The organism is Bdellovibrio sp. ZFWA1, assembly GCF_056175665.1.
This window is the reverse complement of sequence record NZ_JBJKJH010000003.1, coordinates 63,884-76,058: the sequence shown is the minus strand read 5'-3', so window position 1 is coordinate 76,058 and position 12,175 is coordinate 63,884. Positions and strand designations below refer to the sequence as shown.

Here is a 12,175-nt window from a genome sequence, read left to right as displayed (position 1 = left end):
TTTTAATCTTGAATTTTGTACTGCAGCCAATCTGTTTGAAATGGAGCGAATGCAAATAGCCATCTGACAGATTTTAGTCTATCTGCAGAAAGCAAATTCTTGTCACGAAAAGCTCGAGCTCGGTATTTTGCACCCAGAGCATGAATCTCTTCTACAAATTCGGAGATATGAGCGGGCGAAAGTTCTACTTCTGCAGAGTGTAGGCAGACATCTTTGTTTTTTAAGACATTGTCCACGTGATCAAGAAATTGCAAAATCTGCGGGCGGAGTATTTTTCTTGCTAGGGGACCTTGGTGTTGAAAACGAATATTTCCCACAATTTTCATTCTTACTTGGTTTTCCGGAAGAACTTCTAACAGTTGAAGTTTTTCAAGTTTTCTAAGAATTCGAAAAAATTTTTGAGGCGTCAAGTTCCACTGTTTAGCTAGGATTGCTGGATTTGTTCCTCGATGGAGTGCTCTTAGAATTCCAAACAGCGCAGGATTGTCGGCAAAAAACTTTTCTTGATCTGCTGTCAGCACATAATCCAGCTCTTGCTCTTGGTTTGAAAGCGCTGCTAAATCAAAAAAAGAGATACCAACTAAATCACATATTTTGAAAATTGTTTGAAGATTGCAGTTTTGGTTCGAAAATATTCTTTTTACCGTAACTTCTGAAACATCTAATTGTTGGGCCAGCATCGCGTAGGTGAAGTTTTTAGATTTTAAAACATCGCGCAGGGTGTTTAGTAGTTTTTTGGAATCGGTGTGTTGGTTTGAATGATCCATAGTGCTTGTTTTGGTATCATCAGAAGATACTAAATACAAGGTTATTGAATATTTGTATCAATTTTATAGGCTCTAGCCTCACACAAAGGAGAGCTGCGTGAAAAAAGTAATTTTTGTCGTTTTACTAGGAATGACGCAATTTAGTTTTAAGGCCTCGGCTGGGTATGTACCTCCGCCAGAGAGTCCATATTGGTGCTATGAGGCCTGTATTGATCCTTATTATAGCAACCACAATGAGTGTGTTAAAAAGTGCTATCCATCGAACTTTTGGGATTCGCAAAAATCGAAGTTCAATGAAGATAGTTGTATTGAGACGACAGAGCCTAGTTCGTCCGAGGAATAAATTAAAAGCAGGTTTTAACCTGCTTTTAATTTAAATAGGGTGAAGTAGAGGGCCTTTAGCATCTCTGGGTCATAGCGCCCAGCCAGCTTCTCTTTCATCATGGTTACGGCGTCGACAGGCTTCAAAGGAGTGTTATAGGATCTTTGCGTCGTCATGGCGTCGTAGGTATCGGTTATAGAAACAATGCGGGCAAAGGGATGGATTTCTTGCCCTGAAATGCCTTGGGGGTAACCGCCTCCGCTCCAGCTTTCGTGGTGTTCAAAGGCCGCGGCTTTGATGTCATCACCAATACCTTCGTGTTCATTCAAAATCATAAGTCCATATTGAGGGTGCATTTTCATTTGGGCCCACTCGTTTTCGTCAAGCCCTCCCTTTTTGCATAGGATATCTAAACTGACATTTCTTTTTCCGATATCATGAAACAAGGAGCCCACACCTAAGGCCTCAAGCTCTTTGCGATCAAAGCCAAGAGCTTTGCCCAACCCCAAAGAATAGATGCTGACATCTAACGAGTGATTATAAGTGTAGAAGTCATGGCCTGAAAGCGTCAGCATGAATTGCATGGCTTCCGGAGCCTCTTCCATGAAGTTGATAAAGTCTGAAATAATAGGACGAGACTCATCAAGGGCTTTATGGACATCGGGATTGTCAAAGAGGTCTTCCATAAGTGCGATTGAGGATTCGCGTAGAATATTGGCTTTGTCCTGATGGGGAATGTCGGCATTGAGTTCTTCCCGAACCCAGTCGCGATATTTCCAACGATCTTCTTCTTTAACAAAAAAAGATTCACCGGTGTCACGGGTATGAAGAATATTTATTTTTGCATCGGAAATTTTATCGCCGGCTCGTAAATACAAAATGAACTTTTTGTCGACTTGAACAAAAATATCGAAAGTAGTGATTTTTGCGGGTCGTATTGTATTTAAACGAATACGAAAGTAGGTATTTTCAGAGCTCATAGTGAAAGTATCTCACGCTTTTCTTGACTCTCAAAATAAAAGCTCAATAATGAGACTTCATGGGCTTACGTCTAGATACATCTTTGCAATATATCAAGGGAGTTGGTCCTAAATTAGGGTCTTTGTTTTCACGCAAAGGCATCAAGACCATTTCCGATCTTTTAGAGTTTTATCCGCGAGCCTACGAAGATCAAAGGGCGGCTCGGAATATTGCCTCACTTCGACCCGATGAAGTGGTCTCGATTAAGGCGCAAATCGTCGCGGTGCATGCGGTCCCCATGGGACGTTCTTCAAGAAAAATGTACGATGTTGTCGTTCGGGATTCTTCAGGGCAGATCCACTGCAAGTTTTTCCGTGTTCCTTATAAGGGTTATTTTGAGCGCTTCAAGCCATTTAGCGAGGTTCGTGTTGTTGGTAAGGTCACTCATTATCGAAGTCGCATTGAATTTCATCATCCGGATATTCGCGATATCGAGCCCGACGATGAAAATCAAGACCAGTTGGTTCCACTTTACACCGAGATCGAAGGCCTTAGCACAACTAAGATTCAAAAGATAATTCAAGCTTCGTTGGCGCAACTGGCAGAGTGGCCAGAAGAAGTATTGCCAGTTTGGATGCGGCAAAAATACGAACTGATGGATCGCAAAAGCGCTTTGCTGCAAATTCACAATCCTCCACCAGAATTAGCGAAGGAATTTATCGAGCTAAAGTCCACGGCCCATCGCCGATTGATTTTTGAAGAACTTTTTTGGCTTGAACTTTTCTTAGCCTCTCGAAAGTCAGGCTTCAAAAAAGAATCAGCTCCCGTGATTCAAAATGAAGGGCAGTTAATTTACAAGTTGTTACTAAGTCTTCCTTTTGAACCGACCAAGGCACAAACTCGAGTTTTCAAAGAGATAAAGCAGGACTTAGAAAAGGGCTCTCCGATGCATCGTCTGGTGCAAGGGGATGTAGGGTCTGGAAAAACGATGGTGAGTTTTTTAGCGGCTGTCTATGCTGCGGAAAGCTCATTTCAATCCTGTTTGATGGCTCCCACTGAAATTCTGGCAGAGCAACACTTTAAAAATGCACAAAAGTATTTGGCGCCATTGGGATTACGTCTGGGTTTATTGACGGGGAAATCTAAAGCCTCAGAACGAAAGGTGCTGTTGCAGGCACTACAAGAAGGCCAGATAGATCTACTGATTGGGACTCATGCTTTGATTGAAGATGAAGTTCAGTTTGCGAATCTTGGACTGGTGATTATTGACGAGCAGCACAGATTTGGAGTCGAGCAGCGGGGGAAATTAAAATCCAAAGGCGTTTCGCCTCATTTTTTGGTTATGACGGCGACACCCATTCCGCGAACCTTGGCGATGACGGTTTATGGTGACCTTGATGTTTCGATCATTGATGAAATGCCAGCGGGGCGATCGCCGATACAGACCCGAGTGGCTCACTCAAGCAAACGGCCTCAGGCAATTCAATTTATGTTAGAGCAAGTTCAGAAAGGTCGCCAAGCCTATATTGTTTATCCTCTGGTTGAAGAAAGCGAAAAAATGGACTTGAAGGATGCGGTTTCTGAGTTTGAAGCGCTACAAGCGGCGCATCCCCAGATTCGCTTTGGTTTATTGCATGGTAAAATGAAGTCTGATGAAAAAGATCAAGTCATGGAGGCCTTTCGTCGCAACGAAGTTCAAGTTTTGGTCAGTACGACCGTGATCGAAGTCGGTGTCGACGTTCCGAATGCCAACATCATGATCATCGAGCATGCGGAACGCTTTGGTTTGTCCCAGCTTCATCAGTTGCGTGGACGGGTCGGGCGAGGCGAGCATAAGTCCTTTTGTATTTTGATGCTTGGATATGCGGTCTCTGATGAAGGTCGTCAGCGAACCGAGTTTATGGAAAAAACGACGGATGGATTTAAGATCGCGGAATTTGATCTTGAGATGCGTGGTCCCGGAGAATTCATGGGGACTCGTCAATCCGGGCTTGCAGGCTTTAAAATGGCAAACCTAGTTCGTGATGTTATGATTTTACAGGATGCTCGTGAGGCCGCATTTGAAGTCTTAAGAAAAGATCCTAGATTAAGTTTTAAAGATCACGAAAAACTAAAAGAAGAGTTGCTTCGAACTCATGGCCCAACAGCGCTGGCGGGTATTGCTTAGGTTGTTTCATATAATCTTAACTAGGCTCTTCGACTCTTCCATCTGGATAACGCGCAAATCTTCTAATTTGTGATCCGTGCACCATTTCAGGTGTATCCCAGGGCCATCCACCAAACTGAGTGGCTTGGTAATCATTGATGGTTTGGCGAATTTCTTGTTCGCTATTCATAACGAATGGACCGTATTGAACTACGCGTTCTCCGATGGGTCGAGCTTGTAAAACCAGAACTTCACTTTCTGTTGGGCCATTCTTAAGTATTTGCGAATCGGCTGCGGACATTGCTTGTCCCGATTTGCTGCTTAATTTTTTTTCATTTATTGCCAGTTCAGAACCTTCAAAAAAATAAAGTGTTCGTGCTGTTCCCGGCTGACCTTTTGGAAGTTCCAACTGTGAATTCGGTGGAAGTTTGATCAGCCATATTTGGACATCACTTTTCGGTTGGCTAGCCCAGCTGTCTGGCGGCGGCGATGGTGGGCGTACTTCGCCCCAGTTGCCTGCGATAAGAGTGATTTTAGCGCCAGACGCATCGGTCACTGTTGGAATTTTTTCTGACCACAGCATTTTGAAGTGGGGTTTCACCATCTTATTTTTCGCGGGAAGATTTAACCAAATTTGAAAAAGCTCGAGCGGGTTTTCTTCATCTTGTTTTAGAAGAGGAAACATCTCCGAGTGTTGTAAGCCCGATCCTGCAGTCATCCACTGCACATCACCTTGTCCATATCGTCCGGCGGCCCCGATAGAGTCCGAGTGATCTACGTATCCTTTACGAACAATCGTGATTGTTTCAAAACCCCGATGTGGGTGCACGGGAAAGCCTGGCACGACTTCACCATGATACATACGAAATCCGTCTTTTAAATCAAAATCACTGCCTATTTGGCGGCCAGCCAAGCTGGCTTTGGGGCCATAATCTTTATTACCCGCCGGGTAGCGATCATAATGGTGAACACAAAAAAGAAAAGGCTCAAAAGTCTGCCACTGAAAATCCAATGAAAAAGTTTGCGCATTCGTTTGCGACATTGGTTTTCATGATGCCTTAGATTGGCAATGTGGTCACGACGAAATATGGCCGATCTCAGCGTTTCTTAATCAAATCAATATTTTTTAAATAAGTTCTTCCGACCTTCAATTTTACTAGTGGATTTTTGCAGACAATGAGTTCGTATTGGCGGTCCCCGATGCGGCGGATTTCTTGGATGAAAAGTTTATTTACGATATAAGAGCGATGGCAGCGGATGAAGCCGTAAGTGTGAAGACGGTTTTCAAGGCTGTCCAGGCTTTCAGATAAAGTGAATTCTTTTTCGGCGGTGTGGAGGCGCGAGTAAGATTCATTGGCCGAGAAGTACAGGATATCCCCGTAAGGTATGGTGATATGTTTGTTGCCAACTTTTATGTTTAAACTTCTTGGGGGTGGTGTGCGGTGAAGCTTACTTAGTGCCTGTTGAAGTCTTTCGGTTTTTATGGGTTTTAAGAGATAGTCTACAGTATTTAAATCAAATGAATCTAATGCAAATTCTGAATGCGCTGTTGTGAAGATAATGGCGATATTCAGCTGGGTCAGCATTTTCCCCAAGATGAGTCCATTAATTTCGGGCATTTCAATATCTAGAAACACCAAATCGGGACGGAGTTCTGAAATTTGATCGTAGGCTGAAGTTGCGTTTTCGGCCTCGCCTAAAACTTCGATTTGAGGGAGTCGTTTTAAAAGTTCCCCGAGGCGCTTGCGAGCATAGAGTTCATCGTCAACTATGAAAACGCGAATCATTGTACTTCCCCGCGTCTATGTTCCTTTAATCCGTTCTGAACATTTTTAGTGTTAGCGGGAACCATGTTTAACGGTAAATTTAGGGTCACAATAAAAAGCCCATTTTCTGTAGTCTCAGCCTTAAAGACATTCGGGGTGCTGTAGAAAATTTCCAATCGGCGAGCCACATTATTAAGTCCGGTCTTGGTGCCAATTTCAGATTTCTTTCGTCCCAGGGGGTTTGAGATTTTAATATCTATGGACCTGCTTGACGGGGCAATATCAATCGATACCAATCCGCCTTCGATGCGCTGTTGGATTCCATGCTTAATTGCATTTTCCACTAAGGGTTGCAGGATTAAAACAGGCACTTCATGTAAGGTGAGCTCTTGGGGGATCGTTGAATGAATTTCCACCTGAAGTCTTTGTTGGAATCGAATTTTTTCAATTTCTAAATAGGTCGTTACTAAATGAAGTTCATCACACAAGCTGTGCGATTCTTTTTTTATAGATTCAAGATTTAATCGATAAAAATCAGAAAGCTTTAGTGCCATATCTTCGGCAGTCTCTGGCGCAGAGTGAATGCTGCCGATAAGGGTGTTTAGGGAGTTAAAAAGAAAGTGGGGGCTTAGCTGTTGAATCAGTAAATTCATTTTGGCGTTAAGATTTTCCACTTCCAACTTTTTTAAGAGTAGCTCCTTTTCATGTTTTTCGTTTTTTAATTCACGGATTTTATCAAGAAGGTATGATGCCCCTATAATTAAAGCGATAAACGAAAAACTTTGATTTATTACATCACTAATTACAATTCTATTTAAAGATGGGTCTTGGGCTTGAAAAAACTGAAGACCGAGCCAGTAACTTAAATAAAGAGCGGGCCCCAAAATTAGCATTTGAAGCAAAAAATGACGAATTTTGGAGTCCATTTTTTGAAACGGTTGAAATAAGACTTCAATGAGGTATGCGCCCCAAATGCAAAGGGTCGCTGTTAGGCTTGCAACAAGTAGTGAAAATGCAAAGCTAGTTGCGAAGGTTTCCTGAGAGTTCAGTGGCCAAGTGATAGCTAAGCTAATAAACGGATTTAATAGAAACAGCACCTTTAGGTAGCCGTTCAGCGTTTGCTTTGCGAGTTTTGTTTTATGTAAAGAGTGGCTATTCATTTTAGGTCATCTTAGAGGCTTTTTGTCTAAAAGTCTCGGCAGTTTAAAGGAAAAATCGGCCGTTCAATCGACGACTCCACTTTCGCATAATGATTTTGGGTAGTCTTGACTAAAAGGACGGATGATTATGCTGAAACTAATCTTTTTTATAGGCCCCTTGCTATTTCTATTAAATGTTCAGGCGAACTCTTTAAGGCGGGAGGCGACTTTTGATTATACCCCTAGCTATTTTATATATCCTTTAGCCAGCGAGATCCCAGGTTTAGGGAGTGCCGCGGGGGCGGGGTTGACCGTAAATAATATGTTTTCGACAGATACGGACTTTACGGGCGTAAAGGCAAAGGGGGATTTTGAAATTTCCGTTGTCTCGTTGTTGAATATTCATTTGTTAAAAGAGCGGCTTGTTTTGGATATTGGGTATTATGATTACGATGTTGTGACAAAGGTTTTTGACCGGGGGCAGGCCTCGGTTGCGACAAGTTACCTTTTGCCGGCAGTGGTTGGGGTGGGGCATTTTGCTCAGTTAACTTTTAATTTGAATGAACGAATGTTCGAGTTTTTTGCTCGGGCGCAAAGCGATCAAAGCCAGGTAAAGTCTGTTTACGGTTCGGATGGGACACGCTTTGATAATTCTGATAATCAAAAAATATCTGCGAGGTCTGTTGATTTTGGTTTGATCCTAGATTTTACAGATCATCGTTACGATCCTCGCTCGGGATTGCGTATAGAGGGGTTGTTGAAAAACCCGGGCCATTCTGATGAATATTCAAGTACGATTTCGATTATAGATATGAATGTGACCGCCTATTTGCCTTTAGGTTCGGCAAGTACTTGGGCTTTTAATTATTATCAGTCAGATGTTTTGATAAAAAAACAAGCGACAACCGACTCTGCTCAGCTTAAGTCCGTTTTGGGTTTAAACTGCGATTCGATACCAGACGCCGCGGCAAAAGCGCAGTGCCAAGCCGTTGAGGATCAAAGAATTCGCGAGAGAGTCGAGTACAATAAATACGGAAGGGCGACCCCTTTAGGGGGGAGCCAGCGATTAGGAGCTTTTGAGAATGGGCGATACTTTGCGGGTCATTCTCGATTTGCGGGAACTGAACTACGTTGGAATTTAAAGCAAGAGAACTCAAGTTTTAACTACTTAGTGATGAAAGGTGTGCGCACTGGATTTCAATTGGCAGCTTTTGGTGGAGTCGGTTCGGTTGCGGATGATTTGAAAGACATCGATTATAAACTTTATTCCTATGGTATTGGTGGTCGTGTTGTCTTTAAAGGGGGGACTGTTTTTCGCTGTGATTGGTCTAAAGGGAATGATGAGCAAAATCGAATGACAATTTTTATTGATTATCCTTGGGGGCTTAGTCCCGTTGATAATTCAACTCGATAGTGAGGATCATTCAAGTTGAGTGGTGTCTTCAAACAAACGTCTAGTTTAAGGATTGCGCAGAGATATCAATCTTTACACCGCAGAAATATCTAGGCAAAATTTTCCTAGACGGTATTACACAAGGATGTGTTAAAAATGTTGCGTTTGTTTTCGTCTATTTGTTTAGTTTCTAGTTTGTTTGTTCTTCCGGCTGAAGCGGCCATTCCCTCTAAATATCAGGTGAGTATGCGAATTGATCTTAAAGGTCAGTTGCCGATTTCTATTTCAACTCCGGTGAAGTCTGGTAAAAAATCGAGCTTCACCGAGATTTCGTCAGACGGCCAAACCGAAACTAATGTTGAGGTTTTATCTAAGAAGTCCAAAGTAAACGCCAAGGATGGATTGTGGATGGATATTAAAGTCACCCGAACGGTTCGAGGCAAGGTGAAAGCGGAAGAAAGAGCTCAGATTTTCGCATTCGAAAATCAAGAGGCAGAGCTTGTCAGTGGTAAGCGCGGCAAGAAAGCTCCGGATTTGGCGATCGCTGTGTTGGCTCATCCAATTTAACTTAACATAATTAATTTATTCTAGAGTCTCCGTGGTGGGGTCCGTTTGGTGAATATCAACGGGCCCCTTCTTTATTTTTGAAATACGTTATGGATTGTTGTTTATATTTTGCGCCGCAAAAGTTTTAAGCCGAGGAACAGAAAATAAAGTATATGATCTAAAAAAGTTTGCCCCTGGTTGTTGGTCGTGCTCCAATTTTAGGCGGAGGGGAAATATGAAAATAACTTCAGCTAGATTAGCATCGGCCGTTTTGTCGACATTAATGTGTTCGACAACATTCGCAGGGACACAGTTAAAAATGAGCGTCGGAGTTTTTGAAACAAAAAAGCTTCAGGCACAAAATCAAATTCACTTGATGAAAACTCAAGGTGTTCAAGAGTGGATTGTTCAGTTTAAAAAGCCAGTGACCGAGGTCTTAAAGCAGTCCTTGAAGTCTCACGGTTTAGAGGTTTTAGGATACCTTCCAGAAGATGCGTTGGTCGTTCGCGGAAATGCTTCAGCGGCAGCTTTGTTGCAGGGGCAGGCGAATGTTGAAGCGGCTATCTCGTATATGCCGGAATTTAAGATTTCAAAAAATATCAATGGCTTAAGCATTTTTAGTAAAGCTGTAAATGATGTTTTTGTTTTGAAGTCGTTTAAAGAGCAAGATTTAGCTCAAGTGCTTTCGGTTATTCGTCTTCAGCTTCCTGAAGCACAAGTTTTAGCGGCTCAAGGAAAGTCGGTCTTAGTTAAAGCGCCACTGAGTATGGCTTATGATTTCGCGAAGATTTCCGGAGTTGAGCACGTTCAGTTAGATCCTCAACTCAAGACAATGGAAATGTCTTTTGGGGAAGAATCTCAGGCTTCAGTTTTAGGCGCTGGAGATTATTCTGACTTAGCAGGCGATGAGTCTGGCACTAAGGTCATGAAGTTTGATTCAGCGTGGGCGCAAGGTTTAACTGGAAAAGGTCAAATTGCTTCGATGGCAGATACTGGATTGGACTCTGGAAAGCTAGATGCTATTCATCAAGATTTCAGTGGCGCAGTTGTATCAGGCCACATTATGGGAATGTTTGGAAAGTCTTGGGAAGATCCAATGGGGCATGGGACGCATGTTGCGGGATCTATCATGGGACGAGGTGCTGCTTCTCGTGGTGTATTAAAAGGGGGTGCTCCTGAGGCCGGATTGGTCGCGGAAGGCATGTGGTCTCCGATGCTAGGTAATTTGTCTGTTCCTAGTAAACTTGGAGATTTGTTTACAAAGGCCTACGCTGATGGCGCTCGCATTCATTCAAACTCTTGGGGTGGAGCTAGAACTTTTGGGTCTTACGATAATTTCGCAATCCAGGTGGATGAGTGGATGTGGAATAATCCTGATATGTTAATCCTATTTGCTGCTGGTAACTCGGGCATTGATAAGGATAAAGACGGAAGAATCGATCCGAATTCAATGGCTTCACCGGGAACAGCTAAGAACGTATTAACGGTCGGAGCTTCCGAGAACGTGACGAAGACCGGTGGGATTCAGGTTCCAATTAGTAAGCTTCGTATCGCCAAAGACAACTGGGGTGCTGAGCCGATCTACTCTTCGTTGATTTCTGATAACGCCAATGGTGTTTCAATGTTCTCAAGTCGTGGCCCCACTCAAGATGGTCGAATCAAGCCTGATATTGTTGCTCCGGGTACGAATATTTTAAGTGTTCGCTCTCAGCATAAAGATGCTCAAGAGTTGTGGGGCGCTTACAATAAAGACTATGTTTGGTCGGGTGGTACTTCAATGGCGACTCCGTTAACAGCGGGGGCAGCAACAGTTGTTCGTCAGTATTTGGTTGAAAAACGCGGTATGACGACTCCTTCTGCAGCATTGATGAAGGCGTATATGATTCACAATGCGGTTGATATGTATCCAGGCCAGTACGGCGAAGTTGGGGCATCACGCGGTCAGGAGCTTTTAACGCGCAGACCTAATTCTGATGAAGGTTTTGGTCGAGTAGATGTTGAGAAATTGGTTCAACTTTCTTCGGCAAATGCTTTAGTTGATAATAAGTCAGGCATTGCTCAAGGAGCCGAAGTGGCTGTTTCTTTCCGCTCTAATGGTGGAAAGTTTTTGGCGAATCTTGTTTGGACAGACGCTCCAGGTTCGGCAAATGCGGCTCAGGCCTTGGTTAATGACCTGGATTTGGCTTTGGTGGGACCTTCTGGAGTTATGAAGTTGGCTCAAGATCGTTTGAATAACCACGAGATTATCGAGATTGAAAATCTTCCTGCTGGAGACTACCAAGTGGTTGTACGTGGCTATAAGATCCCGCAGGGGAGAGCTGGAAAACAGCCTTACGCTTTAGTGTATAGCTTCTAATAATTTTCCTAAGTTATTGAAAACACTGAAGGGTCTGATTTTTAATCAGGCCCTTTATTTTTTACATACCGCGCCGCTCTTGTTTGATGATTTGTGTCAAATTTGATATACCAATGATGCTCGAAGTCTGTCCAAAGTGGACCAGACTATGGTCGGAGGTAAAAGAGTGGCTAACGATACAGTTACTTTCAATGTTGGCGATCATGCGGTTTATCCAGGTCACGGTGTTTGCCGAGTGGCAGCCATTGAGACAAAAGAAATCCTCGGATCGAAGCACAGCTTCTATTCTTTGGTTCTGGTCGAAACAGGGATGAAGATCATGATCCCCCAGGGGAACGTAAAGTCGGTTGGCTTGCGTCCTATTATTTCTACTGAAGAGGCAGGTAAGGTCATCAATATCCTTAAAGAGAAGGAAGTGAAGATTGACAATCAGACCTGGAATCGTCGCTACCGTGAATATATGGAAAAGATCAAGACGGGTTCTGTGTATGAAATAGCGGAAGTTCTGCGCGACCTATTCTTGTTAAAAGCGGACAAGGAACTTTCTTTTGGTGAAAGAAAAATGCTTGATAACGCCAGATCGTTGCTTCTAAAAGAGCTTATCCTTGCGACTCCGCAGGATAAACTAATGGAAGAGGAAGAAGTTAAGCAAATCTTCGGTATGGGTTAAAGTTCCAGCTAAGTAAGTGAATTAAAAAAAAGGAAGGCTAGACCTTCCTTTTTTTTATTTTAATCAAGGTCTAGGTTTTATGATTTCACTCTGATTCGAATCTTCTTCGC

At 43.0% G+C, this 12,175-nt stretch carries 11 protein-coding genes; 6 read left to right on the top strand and 5 right to left on the bottom strand.

Features of this window, described 5'->3' with window-relative positions; translation table 11 throughout:
• Nucleotides 1-2 precede the first annotated feature (2 nt).
• Complete coding sequence (locus AC04MN_RS14235; RefSeq protein WP_475383880.1) at nucleotides 3-767, bottom strand: helix-turn-helix domain-containing protein; 765 nt, start codon at nucleotides 765-767, stop codon at nucleotides 3-5.
• A gap of 97 nt (nucleotides 768-864) precedes the next feature.
• Here AC04MN_RS14235 and AC04MN_RS14230 point away from each other — a divergent pair, with 97 nt between their 5' ends.
• Nucleotides 865-1,110: a hypothetical protein gene (locus AC04MN_RS14230; protein ID WP_475383879.1), complete on the top strand. Its 246-nt coding sequence runs from the start codon at nucleotides 865-867 to the stop codon at nucleotides 1,108-1,110.
• Nucleotides 1,111-1,124: 14 nt separating this feature from the next.
• On the opposite strand, the gene AC04MN_RS14225 is transcribed toward AC04MN_RS14230, so the two are convergent.
• Nucleotides 1,125-2,069 (bottom strand): HD-GYP domain-containing protein, encoded by a 945-nt coding sequence (locus AC04MN_RS14225; RefSeq protein ID WP_475383878.1) that lies wholly within the window; start codon nucleotides 2,067-2,069, stop codon nucleotides 1,125-1,127.
• Nucleotides 2,070-2,128: 59 nt separating this feature from the next.
• Here AC04MN_RS14225 and recG point away from each other — a divergent pair, with 59 nt between their 5' ends.
• On the top strand, nucleotides 2,129-4,216 hold the full coding sequence (gene recG / locus AC04MN_RS14220; RefSeq protein WP_475383877.1) for an ATP-dependent DNA helicase RecG: 2,088 nt from the start codon (nucleotides 2,129-2,131) through the stop codon (nucleotides 4,214-4,216).
• Between the two features lie 16 nt (nucleotides 4,217-4,232).
• On the opposite strand, the gene AC04MN_RS14215 is transcribed toward recG, so the two are convergent.
• Genes AC04MN_RS14215 through AC04MN_RS14205 form a run of 3 tightly spaced genes read right to left on the bottom strand, consistent with a single transcriptional unit; the run spans nucleotide 4,233 to nucleotide 7,121 of the window.
• Nucleotides 4,233-5,237, bottom strand: coding sequence for a pirin family protein (locus AC04MN_RS14215; RefSeq protein ID WP_475383876.1), 1,005 nt, complete (start codon nucleotides 5,235-5,237; stop codon nucleotides 4,233-4,235).
• A gap of 55 nt (nucleotides 5,238-5,292) precedes the next feature.
• Nucleotides 5,293-5,982, bottom strand: a complete 690-nt coding sequence (locus AC04MN_RS14210) for a LytR/AlgR family response regulator transcription factor (protein ID WP_475383875.1) — start codon at nucleotides 5,980-5,982, stop codon at nucleotides 5,293-5,295.
• Nucleotides 5,979-7,121 carry a sensor histidine kinase gene (locus AC04MN_RS14205; RefSeq protein WP_475383874.1) on the bottom strand — a complete coding sequence of 381 codons (1,143 nt, stop codon included), beginning with the start codon at nucleotides 7,119-7,121 and terminating at the stop codon, nucleotides 5,979-5,981. Before AC04MN_RS14205 ends, AC04MN_RS14210 begins: the two co-directional genes overlap by 4 nt.
• Nucleotides 7,122-7,248: 127 nt before the next feature.
• Between AC04MN_RS14205 and AC04MN_RS14200 the strand changes: the two genes are divergently transcribed.
• The 4 genes from AC04MN_RS14200 to AC04MN_RS14185 all read left to right on the top strand — a co-directional run bounded on the left by AC04MN_RS14200 (nucleotide 7,249) and on the right by AC04MN_RS14185 (nucleotide 12,065).
• Nucleotides 7,249-8,514: a hypothetical protein gene (locus tag AC04MN_RS14200; protein WP_475383873.1), complete on the top strand. Its 1,266-nt coding sequence runs from the start codon at nucleotides 7,249-7,251 to the stop codon at nucleotides 8,512-8,514.
• Nucleotides 8,515-8,649: 135 nt separating this feature from the next.
• Nucleotides 8,650-9,060 carry a hypothetical protein gene (locus AC04MN_RS14195; protein ID WP_475383872.1) on the top strand — a complete coding sequence of 137 codons (411 nt, stop codon included), beginning with the start codon at nucleotides 8,650-8,652 and terminating at the stop codon, nucleotides 9,058-9,060.
• Nucleotides 9,061-9,274: 214 nt separating this feature from the next.
• Nucleotides 9,275-11,395 carry a S8 family serine peptidase gene (locus AC04MN_RS14190; RefSeq protein WP_475383871.1) on the top strand — a complete coding sequence of 707 codons (2,121 nt, stop codon included), beginning with the start codon at nucleotides 9,275-9,277 and terminating at the stop codon, nucleotides 11,393-11,395.
• A 166-nt stretch (nucleotides 11,396-11,561) separates the two neighbouring features.
• Nucleotides 11,562-12,065 (top strand): CarD family transcriptional regulator, encoded by a 504-nt coding sequence (locus AC04MN_RS14185; RefSeq protein ID WP_475383870.1) that lies wholly within the window; start codon nucleotides 11,562-11,564, stop codon nucleotides 12,063-12,065.
• Nucleotides 12,066-12,175: the final 110 nt, after the last annotated feature.